This window comes from Pusillibacter faecalis (assembly GCF_018408705.1).
GTDB classification, from domain to species: Bacteria; Bacillota; Clostridia; order Oscillospirales; family Oscillospiraceae; genus Oscillibacter; species Oscillibacter faecalis.
In genome coordinates, this window is sequence record NZ_AP023420.1 from 1,989,875 (window position 1) to 2,010,148 (window position 20,274).

Here is a 20,274-nt window from a genome sequence, read left to right on the forward strand (position 1 = left end):
GCCATATCTCTGAGGCAGGGAGAGGAGCGCAATAGTTCCGCACAGCTCTTTCCGTACTTATTTAGTCGGTGAAAGGGCGGATTTTGTTGCACCGGATATGGGAAAAAGGATTGACCTTTTCCCAAAATCCTGTAAACTGTGGATAGAATAAGAAAGAGGTGGGAAGGATGCCGGAGGCGACTAACGATGTTGTGTGGGCGTGGATTGGGACAGGCTCTCCATGGACGCTGTTGTGGCTGTGGCTGGCACTGATCAATCTGGTGACGTTTTTGGTGTTTGGCTTTGACAAGCTCAAGGCAAAATATAAAGAGAAGCACGAGGGCGCCCGCCGGGTGCCGGAGAAGACGCTGTTTTTGCTGGCGGCGCTGGGCGGCAGTGTGGGTGCGCTGCTGGGAATGCGGGTCTGGCGCCACAAGACGCTTCACAGGAGTTTCCGCATTGGAATCCCGCTGATTTTGGCGGTGCAGATTCTGATTCCGGCAGGGCTGTGGCTCTATTGGAATGTGGTCCGGTAAGCGCCCGAAAGAAAGGGGAGGTCTAGATGGAACTCATACAAAAGGAACTGCTGTACGCCGCCTTGGGAACTGGCGCCACATGTCTTGCCACGGTCCTGGGCGCGGCGATGGTATTTTTCTTCCGGCATGCGATGTCTCATATTCTGCAAAAGGCGTTCTTAGGCTTTGCCGCTGGGGTCATGATCGCGGCGTCCGTCTGGTCGCTGTTGATCCCCGCCATGGAGATGGCTGAGGCCCAGGGACGGGGCGTATTGCTGCCGGTGGGCGGAGGGTTTGTACTGGGCGGCGCCTTTTTGATGCTGCTGGACAACCTCCTGCCCCACCTCCATATCGGAAGTGATGAAGCGGAGGGGCTGCCCGCCCACTGGAAGCGGACCACGATGATTGTGCTGGCAGTAACGCTGCACAACATTCCAGAGGGTATGGCGGTGGGACTGAGTTTCTCGGTTGCGGCCCAGGACCCGGCCCCCGGCGCATTGGCAGGTGCGGTGGCGCTGGCAATCGGCATGGGGCTGCAGAACTTTCCGGAGGGGGCCGCCGTGTCCCTGCCGATGAAATCCCAGGGAGTGCCGGCGGGCAAGGCCTTTTTGTGCGGTGCCGCCAGCGGCGTGGTGGAGCCAGTCTTCGGGTTGATCACTGTGCTGGTGGCAGGCAGCGTGGGCGGTATGATGCCCTGGGTACTGTCCTTTGCGGCCGGGGCGATGATCTACGTGGTGGTAGAAGAGCTGATTCCGGAGGCCCAGCTGGGCGAGCACTCCCATGCCGGAACCCTCAGTGTCATGGGGGGATTTTTGGTGATGATGCTGTTGGATGTATTGCTGGGAACGTAACTGTCTGTGATATGTGGCGAAATGTCGCTGAATGATGGACGAATTTGAGGGGCGCGGTTGACATTCCGCCTATGACATGGTATCGTATCTTTAACAACTTCATAACGGCAAACGAAGTTTCTAGGGGAATGGCGAGAGCCTGCCGAAGGAGTAACACTCTCAGGCGCCCGGACACGGGTGGGGACTAGGAATGGATGTGGCTCTGGAGAGGCCCGGAGACGGGGACCGAAGGTGCAAGGCAGGGAACTGCTGAATCTCTCAGGTAAAAGGACAGAGTGAGAAGATGGGCGTATATGTGCGCCTTTCCTTTCCGGAGCGGCCAGTGGGCCGTTCTTTATTTTTAGGAGGGAAAGTATATGTTGTTGGGAATTGTGCAGAAGATCAACGCCTATTTGTCGGACTATATCCTGGTGTTCTTGCTGATCGGCGTGGGGCTGTGGTATACCGTCAGAACCCGCTTTGTACAGATTCGCTATTTCGGTGCGGGAATGAAACAGGTTTTTGGAAATCTAAAGCTGAGAGGAGACCGGCATGAAAACGGCATGAGCTCCTTCCAGGCCCTGGCTACCGCCATTGCCGCACAGGTGGGTACGGGTAATATTGTCGGCTCCGCCGGCGCCATTCTCACAGGTGGTCCTGGAGCTATCTTTTGGATGTGGATCATTGCTTTCTTCGGCATGGCCACCATCTACGCGGAGGCCACTCTGGCCATCGAGACCCGCCGGAAAGGGGATGACGGCGCGTATCACGGCGGTCCTGTATACTACATCACGACCGCCTTCCGGGGCGGCTTTGGAAAGTTCCTGGCGGGCTTTTTTGCCGTGGCTATTATCCTGGCCTTGGGCTTTATGGGGTGCATGGTCCAGTCCAACTCCATTGGCTCCACCTTTGAGACCGCATTCGGCATTCCCTCCTGGATCGTTGGGATTGTACTGGTCATTGTCTGCGCTGTGATTTTCCTGGGTGGCGTGCAGCGGCTGGCCGCAGTAACGGAAAAGCTGGTACCGGTCATGGCAGCCGTCTTCCTGCTGGGCGGATTGGTGGTTCTCGTTGCGAGAATTCAGGAAATCCCCGCCACGTTCGGCATGATCTTCCGGTATGCCTTCCAGCCTCAGGCTATCATCGGCGGCGGTTTTGGCGCGGCGCTGAAGATCGCCATCAGCCAGGGGGCTAAGCGGGGGCTGTTTTCCAACGAGGCCGGCATGGGTTCCACACCACATGCTCACGCACAAGCCAACGTATCCTGCCCGCATGAGCAGGGCGTGGTGGCCATGATCGGTGTGTTTATTGATACCTTTGTGGTGCTGACCCTAAACGCTCTGGTGATTATCTCCACGCTCTACACTGAGGGAGGCCCCCTGGCGGACGGTTATACAGAGACGGCAGCGCAGATCTTGGATAAAACCAACCTGGCGCAAACCGCCTTTGGGACTGTGTTCGGTGAAAGTCTGGGGGCCATGTTTGTGGCGGTGTGCCTGTTCTTTTTCGCCTTCTCCACCATTTTGGGCTGGAACCTCTTTGGAAAGATCAATGTAAACTACCTCTTTGGGAAAAAAGGTGTCAAGGTCTATACAGTGATTGCCCTGGTGTTCATTTTCCTGGGAACCGTCACCTCCAACGACCTGGTGTGGGAGCTGACGGACATGTTCAATAATCTGATGGTGATTCCCAATGCCATCGCCCTATTTGCACTGTCAGGCATGGTGGTCCGGGCGCTCCCGGCGCGAGACGGAAAGGACCGTGTGGACCAGCCAAAATAAATCGCAAACAAACAGGAGCTTTTGCTCCTGTTTGTTTGCGATCCGGACGTGTAAAGTGCGCATCCTTTTCTCGCCCCTACCGGGCAACTGGAAAGGATGCGCAAAAACTTCCTGCGCGTCTGCATTTGCCTGTGTCCTTAGTGCGCTGCATTGCGCATGAGTTTCTATGCCTGTTTCTCGGGTCCCTTACGGTCATAAGGAAACAAAAAGGTTGGGATGCCCTCCACGGAGGGGGCGATGGCATACATGGGGAAGAAAAAGACCAGCCCCTCCGCCGTCAGATAGTAGTTCTGCGGGTTAAAGCGGCGGCGCAGTTCCCGGGACCAGCCCTCGCGGTAACGGGCTACACCTGCGCGCTCCTGCGCGCGGATTTCCTCTGCGGCAAAGTCCAGCAGCCGCCGTTTCCAGGAACGGCTCTGGGGAAACCAGGCGGACAGGGGCACGGGATACCCAGAGGCAAGGTCCCAGGTGTCTCCACGGCGTGTAACCAGTGGGGGGCCAGGTACCGTAACCTCGCGGGAGTATGTATAGAGGCTCAGAAAGCGGTCATCCTGGTAAGTAATGCAGTAGTTCAGCTCTGCCCGGAAGCAAGGCAGCGGAGCACTGGCAGCCAGAGCCTCCCGGTACTCCGTCTCCGCTTGGGGCAGAAGCCATTTCTCGCAGTAACGGAGATAGGAGCGGCATTGAAGCTGATAATACCGCCGCATCCGGCGCCACTCCTTTTCCGGTACCGGGTGGGGAACTGACACTGTCGCAGTCAGAACGGGGATTCCCTCTACCGTCCACTCCCGCTCCGCAGAATATGGTTCTATCGTCATCGTGGCCGTGCCTCCTTTGAACGCCGGTTTGTTTCAGCCTATGCCAGAGGACGGACTGTGGTGCGGCGGTCATATCACACTGTAAAGCGTAAAAAAATTTACAGGACGCCTCTTTACTTTCGCGCAGTACAATGCTAACATAGAAAAAGGCCAATCAGTTCTCCTGGTGGGCCAACATGTACCGAGGGAGGCTTTTGCTGTGGTGAAAATCGGTAAAAAAGAGAAGAACGGCGAGCTGTATAAGGCGATTTTACAGTTGAAAGATGAGCAGGAGTGCTATGACTTCTTCCAGGACCTGTGCACTGTGTCAGAGCTGCGGTCTATGGAACAGCGCTTTGAGGTGGCCTCTCTGCTGGACGACGGTATGATTTATAACGACATTCTGGAACGGACAGGGGCCTCCAGCGCCACGATCAGCCGGGTCAACCGTTCTCTCAGTTATGGAACCGGCGCCTATGAGAAGCTGTTCCGGCGGATCAAGCGGAAACAAGACGATGAGCCAGTATGAGGCCCTGGCGGACAGCTATGATCGCCTGATGGCGGATGCGGCCCACCGCCGGCGGGCCGCCTTTTTAGAGCGATTCCTGCGCGGAAAGTCCGTCCACACAGTTCTGGACCTGGGGTGCGGCACAGGGACGATTGCTTGCCTGCTGGCACAGCGGGGCTATCAGGTCATCGCCACCGACGGCTCTGAGGAGATGCTGGCCCAGGCAGCGGTCAAGGCCCAGGAGCTGGAGAATCCGCCCTTCTTTTTACACCAGGAGATGAGCCGCCTGCGGCTGCTAGAACCGGTGGACGCCGCCATCTCTACATTGGACTCCCTTAATTACCTGACCACAGAGCGCGCGCTGCGGCAGACCCTGGGCAGGGTATGCCGCTGGCTGAAGGGCGGCGGTGTGTTTTTGTTTGATGTGAACACACCCTATAAGCTGCGCCGGATGGATGGACAGGTTTATATGGACGAGACCGAGGAGAGCTTTTGCGTCTGGAGGACGTTTTTTTCTCAGCGGACGCAGGTATGCACCTATCAGGTGGATGTATTCACGCAGTTGCCAAATGGGACCTGGGAGAGGCGCTTTGAGGAGCACCGGGAGCGGGCCTGGACAGAGGAACAGCTCCGGCAGTTTTTAACGGAGGCGGGATTCGGGGAGATCACCATTACCGGCGATCTCACAACCCATCCGCCGAAAGCGGAGGAAGACCGCTGGATGATTCAGGCAAAAAAGAAATGAGGAGCGAATCCATGCAGGATCAACTGGTAAGAGCTATCAGCAAGGATGGCTTTGTAAAGGCGACAGCCGTCTCAACCCGGGCGCTGACAGAGCGCGCCCGGCAAATTCACAAAACCACGCCTGTGGCAACCGCGGCCCTGGGCCGCGTGTTGGCGGCATGCTCCATGCTGGGCAACGCCCTAAAGGGGGAGGGGGCCAGCGTGACGCTGCAGATCAAGGGCGGCGGACCCTTAGGCACCGTGCTAGCGGTATCAGATAATCAGGGCAACGTCCGGGGCACTGTGGAGCAACCGGCGGTGGAGCTGCCGCTGCGAAGCGATGGGAAGCTGGACGTGGGGACTGCCGTCGGCCAGGACGGTACGCTGACCGTCATCCGGGACCTCAATATGAAAGAACCGTATGTGGGCAGCGTCGCGCTGCTGGGCGGTGAGATTGCTGAGGATCTCGCGGCTTACTTTGTGGAGTCGGAGCAGATTCCAACAGCCTGCGGCCTGGGGGTTCTGGTGGACCGGGATCAGAGCGTGCTGGCGGCGGGGGGGTATCTGATCCAGCTGCTGCCCGGAGCTGGGGAGGATATCATTTCCAAAGTGGAGGGCGGCGTCCTGTCCGCTGGCTCGGTGACGAGCCTGCTGAGCCAGGACAGTGATCCCGAGTCGCTGCTGCGCCGGGTGATGCCGGATTTTGAACTGGAGATTCTGGAGACCAGCCCGATTGCGTACCGCTGCTATTGCAGCCGGGAGCGGATGGAGCGCGCACTGATCAGCCTGGGTCCTGCGGAGCTGCAGAGCATGATCGACGAGCAGGGATATGCAGATCTGACCTGCCGGTTCTGTGACAATGTGCAGCACTTTGCCAGAGAGGACCTGGAGGCCCTTGTCCAGGGTATGGGAAAAAAGAAGTGATATTAAGAGCGGGCGGCCGTGGGGCCGCCCGCTCTTTCAACTTGGAGAGACATCTGTCGGGGCATGTATTTGGCTGTTCGCCTCAGCGGCGGCGAGAGTACAAAAAACCTTGCTTTGTAAAAATCTACCTGCGATGGGGTGGGAAAGCGAGTGAGATGTGACAGCATGATGGCCAATCAGCCGGGCATTCCACCGGAGCGGGGGGACTGCCTCGGCATTTCGTCTGTGGAGGGGATCAGCTCACAGACGCAGTTCTCGAAAAGCATACTCAGCTGATGGTTGATCTGCTTGGTGGCAGCTGACAGATCTGCTACGCGGAGGGTATCTTCGGAAATGGTGAAATATACCGAAATCCACAGGAAACGGCCTGTCCGGATAATATCGAAAAAGGCAGGGGTGAAGCGGTAGGGCTCCAGGACCTGTGTGGAGACGGTTTTTACCTGATCCAGCATCTCCTGATCCGGCGAGAATAAAAAGACGTCTTTGATAGCCGCCCACAGCATCCGAAGGTTTTCCGGCAGCATCAGCGCCGCTACCACCACAGCCATGAGGGGGTCAAAGTAAGGGGTCAGAAATTTCAACGGAGTTTTAGCCAAAAAAGAGGAGGCAAAAAAGGCCAGGGACAGACCGAAGCTGTAGCATGTGTCCAGCTTCCACCCCAGCAGCTCTGCTTGGATAGTGGGCGAGGATAGAACGCGGTTCTTCCGTTTCATCACCCAATAGATCAATACGCTGCAGGTGCCCAGAACCGCCTGAAACACCGCCACCTGCTGTGCATTCACATGATTGCCGCCTGAAAGGGCTTTCCCGATGATGTCAGCCGAGACGCTGAATGTGACAGAGAGCATCATGACGCCCTTGATCATGAGAATGATAGACTCAATTTGGAAAAAGCCGTAGGGATATTTTTCTGAAATGGGCTTGTAAAACAACGGCGTTAAAAAGAGAATAAAGACAATAAATACCAGCTCTGATGCATCATAAACCGCGTCCATCAGTGCCGACTGAGAGCCGCTGAAAATGGAAAAGACAAATTCCGCAGCCGCGAACAGAAGTCCGGCGTAAAACGAGAGCCATAATACGCTCTGTTCCTTTTTCTCCGTATGCGACATATGCGCGTCTCCTTTCTCCCACCTGTTTGGGAGCTGTCCAAAGCCGCAGGGCCGTTTAAAATTCTGCTTTATCATATCACAAAGCGTCTCTAACGGCAATCCCGGAGACTGTTTTGAAGGCCTGCCTGAGTGAAAATTTTGCGGAGAAAATCCTGTATTCAGCTCTTATGCAGCTAGAATCTGGCGTTTTCTCCATGAAAAAAGCTCCAGAATCCTGAGGACCCCGGAGCTTTTTCCGTTTCGGCATTTCTCTTTGATTTTCCGGAGAAGAGTTTGAAGAAGAACACCAGTACCTGCCAATGAGAGACTGGTCACATAGGCAGCAGCCAGCAGGCAACCTGAAAGTAGGTAATAAGGGCGGTGGCGTCTACCACTGTGGTAATCAGAGGGCTGGCCATCACTGCCGGGTCCATCCCTGCCTTGCGGGCAGCGATGGGCAACAGACAGCCGATGAGTTTAGAGGATACTATCGTCACCACCAAGGATATGGCCACGACCAGAGCCACCACCGGGTCCTGATGATTGAAAATGGCCACCCGAAGGTAGGTCACTGCCGCCAAGGTGAAACCGCACAGCAGGGAGACCTGAAATTCCTTCCAGACCACTTGGAACCAGTCAGAGAAACGAATTTCCCCCAGGGAGAGCCCCCGAATTACAGTGACAGAAGACTGGCTTCCGCAGTTCCCGCCAGTGTCCATAAGCATGGGAATAAAGGCAGTAAGGGCCACTTGGGCGGCCAGAGCGGCCTCAAAGTGGCTGATGATAGCCCCTGTGATGGTGGCCGAGAGCATGAGCACCAGTAACCACACAATGCGGCTGCGGTAGATCGACCACACACTGGCCTGGAGATAGGGCTTTTCTGAGGGAGCCATGGCTGCCATGTGCTCCATATCTTCGGTGGCCTCATCCTTGAGGATGGACATGGCATCGTCCGCCGTGATCACACCCACCAAGCGCTCGTCCTCTACAACCGGTAGCTCCAACAAGTCAAACTGCTCCATAAATTGAGCAGCGGCCTTCTGGCTATCCCCAGGCGCCAAGGTGACACTGGGCGCGTTCATGACGCTTTGGATAAGCTGCCCACCACGGGCCAGGATCAGGTCCCGGACAGTGACTAGCCCCAGGAGCAGGCCGTTTTCATCCACCACATAGCAGGTATTCATCTGGGGGCTGGAGAAGCCCACCTGACGTACCCGCTCCACTGCCTCGTACACCTTCATACTGGGAGCAATCGTCAGGGGGGAGGAAGCCATCACATCACCCACGGTGCCCAGACTTAAAGTTTTTGGCTGAGGCCAGAACTGGGCAGTGCGGCAAACATTTTTGTGGACCAAGTTTTTGAATATCGTCATGTCAGTACCTCCATTTCACAGGTTCGCTGGGATATGTTCGATATCCCTGTGATGGGAGGCCCGGGCCGGTCAGGGCCTGTCTGGGACCAGAATGGACCCGAAACATCTCTTGTATTCTGATCGGCCTGTGCCTCTGCTTCCACTGTCCATTCTGTTCACCTACCTTTCCCGGTTGGACAAAAACTCCGGCATAAAAAATGCGGACCCCACGGTGGGGCCCGCATACGATAAACAAATAGGGTCCACCGTCTGAGCTTTAGCTTCGCAGGGCGGTGAAGTTGCATTATGTTCAGCCTTGAATTCGACTGGACCTGTTCAACCAGCGCAGGATGTCTCCATCCTTTTGCGGCAGCAACCCATATCCCTACAGTAGCCTTACCTACCGGATTGTCTGAAAGAATAGCACTTTTTTCCTTCTGTGTCAAGAGAGACTGCAAACTTTATCATTTTTTGGTTGGTGCTGCCGTAATAGTGAGACGAGCAGACGCCATCCGTTTCCTGACTGGAGAGAAGGAGAGCCCAATCAGCGCTATTGTTATCATAAAAATGCTGTCAAATGATTGCAAAAGAAAGTATTAACAATCCAAAACCTAACAATTTTGACCTATTTCGACTTTAAGAAATCATTCCCACTCGATGGTCCCAGAGGGCTTTGGTGTTAGGTCGAACAGTACCCGGTTGACCCCCTGTACCTCTGCGGTGATGCGGGCAGTAATATGTTGCAGTAGGTCAAATGGCACGTTTTCCACCGTGGCGGTCATGGCGTCCACGGTGTTGACAGCACGGATGATCACACACCACTCGTCAGCTCGCCTTCCATCCCGTACGCCCACGCTTTTGAGGTCGGGGATGGCGGTAAAGTACTGCCACACCTTGCCCTCCAGACCATTTTTCGCGAACTCTTCCCGCAAGATGGCGTCGGACTCCCGGACGGCCTCCAGACGATCCCGAGTGATGGCCCCCAGGCAACGCACGCCTAGGCCCGGGCCGGGGAAGGGCTGGCGGTAAACCATGGAGTCGGGCAGGCCCAGAGCCTTGCCGCAGGCGCGGACCTCGTCCTTAAAAAGCATCTTCAGCGGCTCCACCAACTGGAACCCTAAGTCCTCCGGCAGTCCGCCCACGTTGTGGTGGCTCTTGACGGCCTTGACGGTCTTAGTGCCAGACTCAATGATGTCGGGATAGATGGTGCCCTGGGCCAGGAAGTCAATGCCCTCCAGCTTCCGGGACTCCTCCTCGAAAACGCGGATAAACTCCGTGCCGATGATCTTGCGCTTACGCTCCGGGTCGCTGACGCCGGACAGCTTGTTTAGGAAGCGGTCCACCGCATCCACATAGATCAGGTTCGCGTCCATCTCATGGCGGAAGACCTGCACCACCTGCTCAGGTTCGCCCTTGCGCAGCAGGCCGTGGTTCACATGGACGCAGGTGAGCTGCTTGCCGATGGCCCGAATCAGCAGCGCTGCCACCACGGAGGAATCCACGCCGCCGCTCAGTGCCAGCAGAACTTTTTTAGTTCCTACCTGACGACGGATTAGCTCCACCTGGTCGGAGATAAAATTGTCCATGTTCCAGTTGGCCTCGGCTCTGCAGGTATCAAAGACAAAGCTCCGCAGCGTCTGTTCCCGGGTATCCTCTGAAAGGGCGGGGGCACCGCTGTGCTCAATGCACAGCAGCGGTATACCGGAACCATAAACGGCCGGGCCAGCGTCGATCTCCACACCGTCCACTACCCGGTTGGGACCGCCATTCAAAATGATGCCCTTAACACCAGGGAGGGCTTCCAGCTCCTCCGCTGAAATATCGTGGGGGTGAATTTCTGTGTAGACACCCATCGCACGGATTTCCCGGGCCAGGCGGGGATTCGCCTCACTACCCAGGTCCAAGATTAAAATCATATCCTGCTTCATAACTTCCTCCTTCACTTTGTTAGAAAATAACAAAAATATCCTACCACGGGAACCCCATCGACGCAATAGGCTCCGGGGCTTTTTCCGGAATTTCCTGGCTGGCGATCTGTCTTTTTCAAAAATAAAAATTTTTTGAAGATTTGGGTTGACAGACAGCCCTCTCATGCGTATAATAAACTTTGCCGTCTGACGAACACGGCAACAGGGGAGCATAGCTCAGCTGGTTAGAGCACCTGCCTTACAAGCAGGGGGTCACTGGTTCGAGTCCAGTTGTTCCCACCAAACACAATATGGCCCGGTAGTTCAGTTGGTTAGAACGCTAGCCTGTCACGCTAGAGGTCGACGGTTCGAGCCCGTTCCGGGTCGCCATTTCCATGGGGCAGCTGCTCTGTGGATTTGCCCAGATAGCTCAGTTGGTAGAGCAGTGGACTGAAAATCCACGTGTCGCTGGTTCGATTCCGGCTCTGGGCACCACCTGCGGGCATAGCTCATCTGGTAGAGCGCCACCTTGCCAAGGTGGAGGTAGCGAGTTCGAGCCTCGTTGCCCGCTCCACAGGCAATGCCCACACGAGAGTGTGGGTATTGTTTTCCAAAAATAAGTGTGGACTTTTTGCAAAAGTTCGCATATAATATAGAGTAACGATGGTGACATAGCCAAGTGGTAAGGCAAGAGTCTGCAAAACTCTCATTCCCCGGTTCAAATCCGGGTGTCACCTCCAAATGGGCGCCGCCCGTATTTCGACAGGAAGGTTCGAAATACGGGCGGCTTTTTTTGAAAGGCCCTGGGTTACAAAGGCCTTTCAGCTTTGGGGAGATCTTTGACAAATGTAAAAATTGAGGAGCTATTTTTGCAAAGCATGAACCTGACTTTTTGATACCATCCCCCATACGTAGATTTACACGCTTTCGGTATCTGATGCCTCAGTATTTGATGGAGGCGAACTTCATGATAAGACTGGATATGCTTCATCCCTCTAAAAAAACAGGCTCTGAATGGGATGCACCATGCTGTGCCGCTTCCATTTTGGATGCTGCAAAGCAAACATATTTCTACCTGGACATGCATTCTTGATATTTTGAATGAAAGGCTTTTTGTCTCTGGGAAAGAAGCTGTTGGAAGCTTCGGGGTAAAATATGCACTCCACTCTTCAGGGCTACTGGGGGGAGCTGATCATGGAATATGATTATGGCGAGACTGAGATGAGATCACATTGAGACCTATATTGAAGAAGGATCTGTCGGGCAGGAAGGTTCCAGGTATTCGCCGGAGAGGATTGCAGGGAGCACAGAGGGCTGAGGAGGCCGGCCCAAACTGAATCCGGCCACTTTGTTAGGACGATATGAATTTACAACAGTTTGGCTCAATCGCTCAGTGCCATAAATGGGGAAACCTACTTATCTTTTGCTTGCCCAGGGGTCTCGCTCTGAAAGACGGCCGGCCAATATGCATAGCTTTCCAAAATTGCGGAAAACTAACACCAACCAAATGGAAGGGGTGATGTGCTTGTTTAAGCACGAAAAACTGTTGTTTCATCCGGTAGAGGTGGAGCGGCCCAATCCGCAGTACGCGGCGCTGTTGCAGGAACAGCTTGGCGGCGGCAACGGTGAGCTGAAAGCCGCCATGCAGTATATGTCTCAGAGCTTCCGGATCAAAGACCCGAAGATCAAAGATTTGTTCATGGATATTGCGGCTGAAGAGCTGAGCCACATGGAAATGGTCGCCCAGACCATCAATCTGCTCAATGGCCACAATGTGGAGGCCGACAAAGTCCAGGCGGGCGAGATCGAGACACATGTTCTGCTGGGCTTGAATCCCGGGCTCATCAATGCCTCTGGCTATTCTTGGACAGCGGACTATGTCACCGTGACCGGCGACCTCTGTGCAGACCTGCTGAGCAATATTGCGTCTGAGCAGCGGGCCAAGGTGGTGTACGAATATCTTTACCGCCAGATCGAGGACAAAAAAGTGCGGGAGACGATCGACTTTCTGCTCAACCGGGAGGAAGCTCACAACCAGATGTTCCGGGACGCTTTTAACGAGGTGCAGGACAGCGGCTCCAACCGGGACTTCGGCACGACCAAGGCGGCAAAGATGTATTTCTCGCTGTCCAACCCCGGCCCCAATGCCTTCGCGGGAAACGAAGTGACCGCACCCAAGTTTGCAAAATAAATGAAGCCCCATTGACATCGGAACTCTCTTAAGGTTCGGATATCAATGGGGCCTTTCTGCGTGTTCATGGTTTGTAAGAACTTCAAGACATTTTGCGTGAGTGGTCTTGCTTGGTTGGTACATTGCAGCCGTTTTTGGCATCCGGCCTGTACTCGCTGCAAAATGATATGCATCCACTGTTGCTGGGAATGCTGCCTCGGAGCGGTATTTCATTTGCTGTTCTTGCCGTTTCAACGAGGAAAATCCCAGACCCGGTGCAGGAACGCGCCGTGCACGCTGTCAAACAGCAGGCTGCACAATGGCTCGTGGCTTGGAAGCGTTTTGGCAAGCTGCTTTTCGTCAAGGATTTTTACACAATCCACATGGAAAAAATCTCCGTTTTGATAATTCCGGACAAAGTGAATGGCCAGCATCGCGCTCAGCTCCTCGATGGCAGAGAGTACCAGCTCGTCGATTTCGGTCTGCTTGGAAGAAAAGAGCAGGGTGACAGCCTGCAGCACCACCTGCTTGTTGAGAGCGGACAAGATACAGAAGCGGCGGCCATCCGGGTGGCTACAGTCCGTATAGCAGAAGATTTTTTGACCAAGGGGAAAACCGCTATAATTTCCGTTGGCAAGAGTTAAAACAATACGGAAAAGTTCGGAGGAGATGCGGACCACGGCCTTTTCCAAGGCAACGGCCGCATCGTTTGAGCAGTCAATCCGAGGAATCTCCTTTCCGATGACGCTGTCAATTTCAATGGTATGATAAGCAAGGCAGGCCATCATGGTACCTAGCAGATGTTTGATGGACTGAGGGGAATAGTCGCTGGCGAGGATATCCTTCTCGAGAAGGAGAAGGTTTTCCTTGATAGCGTCGTGCTGCGCTTTGTGCGGCTCGTAATTGGCAAAGTGAATGGAGCGCATATACTCCTCTTCATCGGAGAAATGGCGGGAAGCGTGGTCCTCAAAAAATTTGATAGCCTCTTTGCAAAGACGTTTATTCCGCTCGTAGTCGTCTTTCATCAAAATGTCTTTTACACGATCTATGGTCTTAAATAAGGCGCGGTGCTGTGCGTCCAGATGTGGCACACCAATGTAGTATTCTTCGGCTAAAAGCATGATGGTACCCCCTGCCGCTCTTTTTGAAAATTTAGGTTTATCTTATCTTCTATTTTTATCGACACAAATTTTCATAAAGATAAGTCCTGATATATAAAAGCTTAGTCAAAAAATCAAAAAGACAGGTTTTGTACCGCTGCAGAAACAAAAATATTTGTGAAAACAAACAAAACCATCTGCGCCAGCCGAGAGCCCCATATCAACATAAAAGATTTTTAAGCAATTTGAGCAAATAACGTGGCAATTTAAGCAATAAATTTTTCTTGCGTTTTCAGATTGGTCCACCTATAATATTTGCTGTAAGAAAAATGTCGAATGAGCCTGTTTCAGGTATCAAAAGATCAAGGAATACGCTGGGAATACCCGCGAAGGATGAAGAATCGGTCGGGAGGAACATATGGATTTTTTGTCGAGCAACTCTTTTTTGATGATGGAGAAGTCCATGGCGTTTTTGTGGACGAAACAGGCTGCGATTTTGGACAACATTGCCAATGCGGAAACGCCTGGATACAAGGCGAAGATCGTGACCTTTGAGGAGACGCTGAAGGCAAGACTGGAGCAGGCGCGGCATTCTGCAGCGCCGAAAAGTGCGGTGGAAGAGGTGTTGAGCGGTTCAGACGCTGCGGTGGTGGAACAGATGGTGTCCACACGTATGGACGAAAACGGCGTTAATGTGACGGAGCAGAGCACGGAGATGATTCGCAACGCCTATCAGCTCCAGTATGTGATGAGCGCGATCAACAGCGATCTGTCCGCGCTTCGGACAGCGATCCAGGGCTGAGCAGGGCTGGAGCAGAAGAGGTTGCGGCAGGAAAGGAAGCAGAAGCGATATGGCATTTTTGAGTTCCATGAACATTGTGGCGTCTGGAATGACGGCACAGCAGCTGCGGTTGGACGTGGTGGCAGAAAATGTAACGAATTCCACCACGACCAGAACGGAGGCCGGCGGTCCATACCGCCGGAAAATGGTGGTGTTTCAGTCTGTGGCAGGACGGGACGACTTCCGGGCGGCCATGGCCAGAGCTGCGGAAGGCCTGACACCGAACGCTGGCGCTCCCACCGCCGGCGGTGTCCGGGTTACGCAGATTGTGGAGGACCCCTCTCCCATGAAGCTGGTCTATGACCCCACACATCCGGACGCCAATGAAGATGGCTATGTGGAGATGCCAAATGTCGATATGGTGAAGGAGATGACCGACGCCATGGCGGCCACACAGGCGTACTCCGCCAATGTGACTGCATTCAACACCTTGAAGAGTGTGGTGGCGAAGGGCCTGGAAATCGGCAGGTAAGATTGAAAGAGGGAGAATGGTTATGATTTCACCCATTGAACGGTTGACCCCGATCGCGGACGGTATACGGGAACCGGGCTTGGCGGCGGAGAATCCCAATATGTTCCGCGCGGTTTTTCAGTCGGCGATTGACCATGTAAAAGAAACTGACGCGCAGAAGGTGGAGGCGGAATACCTGCTGGCCACCGGGCAGCTGGACAATCCGGCCGCTCTCATGGTTGCCTCATCAAAAAGCGAGCTGGCGGTGAGCCTGCTGGTGCAGCTGCGGAATAAGGCGCTGGACGCCTACTCTGAATTGACGCGGATCAGCCTATAATCGAAAGAACAAAAATCGGACCAAAAGGAGGGTACCCTCCTTTTCCTGGTTGTGAAACAACCAGGAAAGATATTTGTCCAAACGATATTAGGCAGAAAAATGGGGTGTCGGTGGTTGACTGAGAAGCTGAAAACGCTTTGGGCAAAGCTCAAGGAGCGTTTAAAAAAAATATCCAAGAAGGTATACATCATTGCCGGCGCCGCATTGGTGGTTCTGGCGGCGGCTGTGGTTCTTGTGCTTTATAACAGGCCCTATGCGGTGCTGGTCACTGGTGTCAGCTCGGGAGAAGCTTCCTCAATCCTGAGCTATCTGGACAGTCTGGGTGTCACAGATTATAAGGTGGAAAACAATGACACGATTCTGGTACCCAAAGGACAGGAGGCGGCGCTGAAAGGCCGCATTTTAATGGCGGGCTATCCCCAGACTGGTTATGCCTATTCTACATATTACGACCATGTGGGTTCGCTCTCCACAGAAGCGGAACGGAACAACGCATATTTGATGTTCCTCCAGGAGAGCATGAGCAACACCATTCGGACTTTTGAAAATGTGAAGGACGCCACGGTTTATATTTCTCCAGGTGAGGACCGTGGCTATGTGCTGGATAGCGGCAATGTGGTAGAGGCCTCGGCAACTGTGACCGTGACGATGGAGGGCGCGGCAAAGCTGAGCGGGGAGCAGGCCGCGGCCATTCGCAATTTGGTTTCCCACGCTGTTCAGGGACTGGAAATTGATTCGGTGGCCATCAGTGACACGCTAGGAAACACCTACAGTGCGGACGCATCCGCCGAAGCCGGAAATGACTCTGCCCTAAAGCTCCAGCTGGAGGAAGAATATGAAAATAAAATCCGCACAGAGGTTTTGCAGGCACTGATGCCTTTCTTTGGCGAGGATCATGTGCGGGTCAGCGTCAGCTGCGTAGTGGATATCAGCCGGCGGACGGTGAGCTCCAGGGACGTGCAGATGCCGGAATGGGCACAGGACGGCGGCACTGATGGCAAGGGAATTATCGGAACGCAGATTTATGAATATTACGTGGGCCGGCCGGACAGTGACACGGCGGGCGGTCTCGTGGGTTCCGAGACCAACAGCGACCTGCCAGAGTATGTGGAGGATCTGGCGGACCCGGATGGTACGGAGACGACTATCACGGGCAGCGGCCAGACGGATTATGACAACTCCTTCACGGAGACGGAGGCCCTGTATACGGCGGGCTATCTGACGGACTGCACAGTGGCAATCAGCATTGACTCTGCCACGGCGGGCGCGGTGGATCTTGACAATATACGCCAGCATGCGGCGCGGGCCGCCGGGATTGTGGGAGTCGTTGATGAGACGACTGGCGAGGAATATCTTGCCGATAAAATATCCGTGGTATCCATGGACTTCTATGATCCTCAGGCCAGCCTGCTTCCGGACGGCCGGACGGTTCCTCTGTGGGTGCTCCTGGCAGCGTCGGGCGGACTGCTGCTGTTCCTCTTGCTGCTGGTCATCATTTTGCTGATCCGCAGGAGGCGCAGAAAGAAAGCGGACGAGAGGAAGAAGCAGGAGCTGGACGATATGCTGGCGGCCGCCGGGTTTGCGCCGGACGTTACGGCACCGGCTGGCGCGGATGTCATGAGCTTGCAGACGGAGAAGAGTATGGAGCTGCGGAAGGACATCCGGCAATTTGCCAATGATAATCCGGAGATTGCCGCACAGATGGTGCGAGGCTGGCTGAAGGGAGGCGAGATGAATGGCTGAAGCCGTTTCAACGGATGCCGCCTCCGGAGCCGCTGCCAAGGAGAGCAAGGGAAAGCACAAAGCGCCCAAAATAGAATTAAGTGGTGCGCAGAAGGCGGCAGCTGTGATTGTTGCGCTGGGTGCGGAAAAGGCATCCCTTCTCTACAAGTATATGGAGCCGGACGATGTAGAACAGATCACTCTTGAGGTTGCTCGCCTTGGATACCTGGATTCTGAGGTGACGGAAGATGTCCTGACAGAATTCTATCAGATGTGCATGACCAACAAGGCCGTGACAGAGGGTGGGCTGGAGTATGCGAGGACGGTCCTGGAGAAGGCCTACGGGGAGCAGGCGGCGGAGGACCTGCTGAACAAGGTGACGAAGTCGCTGAAGAACCGTGAGTTCGCCTTTATGAACAAGGCAGATGTCAAATCGCTGTACTCTGCTTTGCAAAATGAGCGGCCGCAGACCATCGCCCTGGTTTTGTCCTACGTGGACGCGGATAAGGCGGCGGGTGTAATTGCACAGCTGGAAGAACATAAGCAGATTCAGGTGGTGGAGGGTATCGCGAAAATCGAGAGCGTTTCCCCCACGGCGATCAAGATTGTCGAGGCCGAGATGAGCAAGAAATTCTCCAGCATTGTTACCAGCACAAATGTCAAGGTAGGCGGCATCGACTATGTGGCCGATGTCATGAATAATTTGGACCGGACCAGCGAGAAAAATATTTTTGACGGCCTTTCCGAGCATGACCAGGATCTGGCGGATGAAATCCGAAAAAGAATGTTTGTGTTTGAGGACATCATCACAATGGACGACCGCTCTGTCCAGCGCTTTGTGCGGGACTGCGATCCCCGGGATCTGGTCTTGTCGCTCAAGGCCTCCAACAGCGAGGTGGCCAACAAGCTGTTCAGCAATATGTCCACACGGATGGCACAGAGTATCCGGGACGATCTGGAGATCACAACCAATGTCCGTATGAGAGATGTGGAAGAGGCGCAGCAGCGGATCGTTGGAATTATCCGGGGACTGGAGGAAAAAGGAGAGATCATCATTCTGAAGGGCGGAAAGGACGATATCATTGCTTAATATATGGAAGCGGTCGTCCCACCCGAAGGCTGAGACATATCAGTTTCCAGACACAGAAGAGCTGGAGCCCAAGGAACAGGAGACTGAGGAGGTGCCTTTGCCCCAGATGGAGGAGCCTGAGCAGGGCCCCCCTGAGGAGCCGCCTGCCAGCGCTGCACCTTTGCAATACGCACAGGTACAGGCGGATCAAATGCTGCTGGAAGCCAAGCGGCAGGCAGAGAAAATCCTGGGGGATGCCCGGCAGGAGGCCCAAAGACACGCAGAGATGTTGTACGAGGACGCCCGCAGAAATGGCTGGGAGACCGGACACGCGGAGGGAGTCAGCCAGGGATCTGCCCAGGCGCTGGAGGAAAACCGGCGCGTCTGCGAGGAAAAGATCAAAGCGCTGTCTGAGGAGGTAGCTCAGTTTCTTGAGCGGGCCAACGCGGCGCTGGACCGGCAGATGGATGAAAACATCGGAGAGCTCAGAGAGCTGGCGATTGCCGTCGCGGAGAAGGTCATCGCCGTCAGCCTGAGAAGCAGCTCCGAGGTGATAGGCCGTATGATTCAGGCGGCGGTGGATAAGCGCAAGCGCAGGGAATGGGTGCGAATCCATATTGCGGAATGTGATGCAAAGCGGATGGCGCGGCTTTCACCGGCACTGACGGCCGCACTGGCTTCTTTATCCAGTCAGGTGCGGATTATCCCTATGGCGGATGACGAGCCTGGCACCTGCATCATCGAGATGCCGGATGAAATTATTGACGCCAGCGCGGCAACACAGATCCATAATATCCGCTCGATGCTGGCTGATATTCCAGCAGATGAGGCAAAGGGGCCGGCCAGCCCGGAGGAAAGGAGTCCAGGACATGTTCCAACAGATGATCCGCCAGGTCTATCATGCGGGGACCTACAGCCTGACGGGAAAGATTGAAAATATTGTTGGAATGTCCATTGAGGCCTCCGGCGGCCAGGCGGCGGTGGGCGATATCTGCAGAATTTACAACGGCGTATCAGGCAAGCAGGTGACTGCCGAGGTCGTGGGATTTAAAAACAACCATATGTTGCTGATGCCATACTCCGATATGAACGGGATTTCTGCCGGAAGTTTTGTCCGCAATACCGGAAAACAGCTCTCACTGCGGGTGGGCGAGTTTCTGCGCGGCCGCATTATCAACGCGCTGGGACAGCCGCTGGACGGGAAGGGAACCTTTGAAAATGGGGTTTCCTATTGTATAGGCGGAAGCCATATCAATCCGCTGCAAAGGCCGCCCATCCGGGAGCGAATGGAGTTTGGCATCAAGGCCATTGACGGTATGCTCACCATTGGCAAGGGACAGCGCATAGGAATTTTTGCGGGTTCCGGCGTTGGCAAGAGCACCCTGATGGGAATGATTGCCAAAAACGTGAAGGCAGATATCAACGTGATAGCGCTGGTTGGCGAGCGGGGACGGGAAGTTCTCGAGTTTGTGCAGAAAGACCTGGGGGAAGAGGGAATGCGGCGCTCTGTGCTGGTAGTGGCGACCTCGGACCAACCGGCCATGCTGCGCATGAAGTGCCCCAGCGTGGCAACTGGAATTGCGGAGTACTTTCGAGATCAGGGGTATGACGTGCTTTTGATGATGGATTCCCTGACCCGTTTCGCCATGGCGCAGAGGGAGATCGGACTAGCTGTGGGAGAACCGCCTGTGGCCAGAGGCTATACACCCTCCATTTACGCGGAATTACCAAAGCTACTGGAGCGCAGCGGAAATTTTGACCGAGGCTCCATCACAGGCGTATATACGGTTTTAGTGGAGGGAGACGACACAAACGAGCCCATTGCGGACACGGTGCGCGGTATTTTGGACGGGCACATCGTACTCTCACGCGCGCTTGCCAACGGCAACCATTACCCGGCGATTGACGTGAGTGCCAGTATTTCGCGTCTCATGACGGAGATTGTCTCCGACGAGCACCGGAATTTGGCCTCCCGTATTCGGGATATTTTAAGTATCTATGAAAAAAATGCGGATCTGGTCGCCATCGGCGCCTATAAAGCGGGAAGCAACCGAAAGCTGGATTTTGCGCTGTCTAAGATCGACGCGGTCAACGGCTTTTTGACACAGGGCGTCGATGAGTCCTTTAGCTACGAGGCGTGCATCCGCCAGATGAGAGAGATTTTGAAGTAAGCATCA

The 20,274-nt window shown here is 54.7% G+C and carries 19 protein-coding genes, 5 tRNA genes and 2 riboswitches; of the genes, 19 read left to right on the forward strand and 5 right to left on the reverse strand.

The annotated features are described in order from the left end of the window. Positions 1-167 precede the first annotated feature (167 nt). From KJS55_RS09930 to KJS55_RS09940, 3 genes are all read left to right on the forward strand, one after another. Positions 168-515 (forward strand): DUF1294 domain-containing protein, encoded by a 348-nt coding sequence (locus tag KJS55_RS09930; RefSeq protein ID WP_213543264.1) that lies wholly within the window; start codon positions 168-170, stop codon positions 513-515. 26 nt (positions 516-541) lie between these two features. Continuing rightward, the gene (locus KJS55_RS09935) at positions 542-1,345 is read left to right on the forward strand and encodes a ZIP family metal transporter (protein WP_187029407.1); all 804 of its coding nucleotides are present in this window, start codon (positions 542-544) and stop codon (positions 1,343-1,345) included. Between the two features lie 192 nt (positions 1,346-1,537). After that, a riboswitch (glycine riboswitch) is annotated at positions 1,538-1,629 on the forward strand. Positions 1,630-1,701: 72 nt separating this feature from the next. Then, positions 1,702-3,105: an alanine/glycine:cation symporter family protein gene (locus KJS55_RS09940; protein WP_346345688.1), complete on the forward strand. Its 1,404-nt coding sequence runs from the start codon at positions 1,702-1,704 to the stop codon at positions 3,103-3,105. 164 nt (positions 3,106-3,269) lie between these two features. On the opposite strand, the gene KJS55_RS09945 is transcribed toward KJS55_RS09940, so the two are convergent. Next, positions 3,270-3,923: an RsiV family protein gene (locus KJS55_RS09945; RefSeq protein ID WP_213543265.1), complete on the reverse strand. Its 654-nt coding sequence runs from the start codon at positions 3,921-3,923 to the stop codon at positions 3,270-3,272. 199 nt (positions 3,924-4,122) lie between these two features. On the opposite strand from KJS55_RS09945, the gene KJS55_RS09950 reads away from it, so the two are divergent. The 3 genes from KJS55_RS09950 to hslO are packed head-to-tail and all read left to right on the forward strand — an operon-like array spanning position 4,123 to position 6,057. Then, positions 4,123-4,431 carry a YerC/YecD family TrpR-related protein gene (locus KJS55_RS09950; RefSeq protein WP_187029411.1) on the forward strand — a complete coding sequence of 103 codons (309 nt, stop codon included), beginning with the start codon at positions 4,123-4,125 and terminating at the stop codon, positions 4,429-4,431. Next, positions 4,418-5,155, forward strand: a complete 738-nt coding sequence (locus tag KJS55_RS09955) for a class I SAM-dependent DNA methyltransferase (protein WP_213543266.1) — start codon at positions 4,418-4,420, stop codon at positions 5,153-5,155. The genes KJS55_RS09950 and KJS55_RS09955 overlap by 14 nt, the downstream gene beginning before the upstream one ends. Before the next feature lie 11 nt (positions 5,156-5,166). Continuing rightward, positions 5,167-6,057: an Hsp33 family molecular chaperone HslO gene (hslO, locus tag KJS55_RS09960; protein WP_187029415.1), complete on the forward strand. Its 891-nt coding sequence runs from the start codon at positions 5,167-5,169 to the stop codon at positions 6,055-6,057. A gap of 176 nt (positions 6,058-6,233) precedes the next feature. On the opposite strand, the gene KJS55_RS09965 is transcribed toward hslO, so the two are convergent. The 3 genes from KJS55_RS09965 to guaA form a co-directional block, all read right to left on the reverse strand. After that, a complete protein-coding gene (locus KJS55_RS09965) occupies positions 6,234-7,169 on the reverse strand; it encodes a cation efflux transmembrane domain-containing protein (RefSeq protein WP_187029417.1) in 936 nt (311 codons plus the stop codon). A 311-nt stretch (positions 7,170-7,480) separates the two neighbouring features. After that, positions 7,481-8,521: a magnesium transporter gene (gene mgtE, locus KJS55_RS09970; RefSeq protein WP_213543267.1), complete on the reverse strand. Its 1,041-nt coding sequence runs from the start codon at positions 8,519-8,521 to the stop codon at positions 7,481-7,483. A gap of 234 nt (positions 8,522-8,755) precedes the next feature. After that, positions 8,756-8,915, reverse strand: a riboswitch (M-box (ykoK) riboswitch). Positions 8,916-9,144: 229 nt separating this feature from the next. Then, positions 9,145-10,428, reverse strand: coding sequence for a glutamine-hydrolyzing GMP synthase (gene guaA, locus KJS55_RS09975; protein ID WP_213543268.1), 1,284 nt, complete (start codon positions 10,426-10,428; stop codon positions 9,145-9,147). Between the two features lie 205 nt (positions 10,429-10,633). Here guaA and KJS55_RS09980 point away from each other — a divergent pair. The 6 genes from KJS55_RS09980 to KJS55_RS10005 all read left to right on the forward strand — a co-directional run bounded on the left by KJS55_RS09980 (position 10,634) and on the right by KJS55_RS10005 (position 12,598). Beyond that, positions 10,634-10,710, forward strand: a tRNA-Val gene (locus KJS55_RS09980). A 10-nt stretch (positions 10,711-10,720) separates the two neighbouring features. Further along, positions 10,721-10,797, forward strand: a tRNA-Asp gene (locus KJS55_RS09985). Between the two features lie 29 nt (positions 10,798-10,826). Continuing rightward, a tRNA-Phe gene (locus KJS55_RS09990) sits at positions 10,827-10,902 on the forward strand. A gap of 3 nt (positions 10,903-10,905) precedes the next feature. Next, positions 10,906-10,981: transfer RNA gene (locus tag KJS55_RS09995), tRNA-Gly, on the forward strand. Positions 10,982-11,072: 91 nt separating this feature from the next. Further along, a tRNA-Cys gene (locus tag KJS55_RS10000) sits at positions 11,073-11,147 on the forward strand. A 785-nt stretch (positions 11,148-11,932) separates the two neighbouring features. Continuing rightward, a complete protein-coding gene (locus KJS55_RS10005; protein WP_187029426.1) occupies positions 11,933-12,598 on the forward strand; it encodes a manganese catalase family protein in 666 nt (221 codons plus the stop codon). Between the two features lie 230 nt (positions 12,599-12,828). Here KJS55_RS10005 and KJS55_RS10010 read toward each other — a convergent pair whose 3' ends face one another. Then, positions 12,829-13,698, reverse strand: coding sequence for a bacteriohemerythrin (locus KJS55_RS10010; RefSeq protein WP_187029427.1), 870 nt, complete (start codon positions 13,696-13,698; stop codon positions 12,829-12,831). A gap of 397 nt (positions 13,699-14,095) precedes the next feature. On the opposite strand from KJS55_RS10010, the gene flgB reads away from it, so the two are divergent. The 7 genes from flgB to fliI all read left to right on the forward strand — a co-directional run bounded on the left by flgB (position 14,096) and on the right by fliI (position 20,268). Continuing rightward, positions 14,096-14,479 (forward strand): flagellar basal body rod protein FlgB, encoded by a 384-nt coding sequence (gene flgB / locus KJS55_RS10015; RefSeq protein WP_187029429.1) that lies wholly within the window; start codon positions 14,096-14,098, stop codon positions 14,477-14,479. A 49-nt stretch (positions 14,480-14,528) separates the two neighbouring features. Beyond that, entirely contained in the window at positions 14,529-14,990 is a 462-nt protein-coding gene (gene flgC, locus KJS55_RS10020) for a flagellar basal body rod protein FlgC (RefSeq protein ID WP_187029431.1), read from the forward strand. Positions 14,991-15,012: 22 nt separating this feature from the next. Continuing rightward, the gene (fliE, locus tag KJS55_RS10025; RefSeq protein ID WP_187029433.1) at positions 15,013-15,306 is read left to right on the forward strand and encodes a flagellar hook-basal body complex protein FliE; all 294 of its coding nucleotides are present in this window, start codon (positions 15,013-15,015) and stop codon (positions 15,304-15,306) included. A 114-nt stretch (positions 15,307-15,420) separates the two neighbouring features. Continuing rightward, positions 15,421-17,049, forward strand: a complete 1,629-nt coding sequence (locus tag KJS55_RS10030) for a flagellar M-ring protein FliF C-terminal domain-containing protein (RefSeq protein ID WP_187029435.1) — start codon at positions 15,421-15,423, stop codon at positions 17,047-17,049. After that, the gene (fliG, locus tag KJS55_RS10035; protein WP_187029437.1) at positions 17,042-18,118 is read left to right on the forward strand and encodes a flagellar motor switch protein FliG; all 1,077 of its coding nucleotides are present in this window, start codon (positions 17,042-17,044) and stop codon (positions 18,116-18,118) included. Before KJS55_RS10030 ends, fliG begins: the two co-directional genes overlap by 8 nt. Further along, positions 18,111-19,031, forward strand: a complete 921-nt coding sequence (locus KJS55_RS10040) for a FliH/SctL family protein (protein WP_187029439.1) — start codon at positions 18,111-18,113, stop codon at positions 19,029-19,031. Before fliG ends, KJS55_RS10040 begins: the two co-directional genes overlap by 8 nt. Beyond that, the gene (gene fliI, locus KJS55_RS10045; RefSeq protein ID WP_213543269.1) at positions 18,967-20,268 is read left to right on the forward strand and encodes a flagellar protein export ATPase FliI; all 1,302 of its coding nucleotides are present in this window, start codon (positions 18,967-18,969) and stop codon (positions 20,266-20,268) included. Before KJS55_RS10040 ends, fliI begins: the two co-directional genes overlap by 65 nt. Positions 20,269-20,274 lie beyond the last annotated feature (6 nt).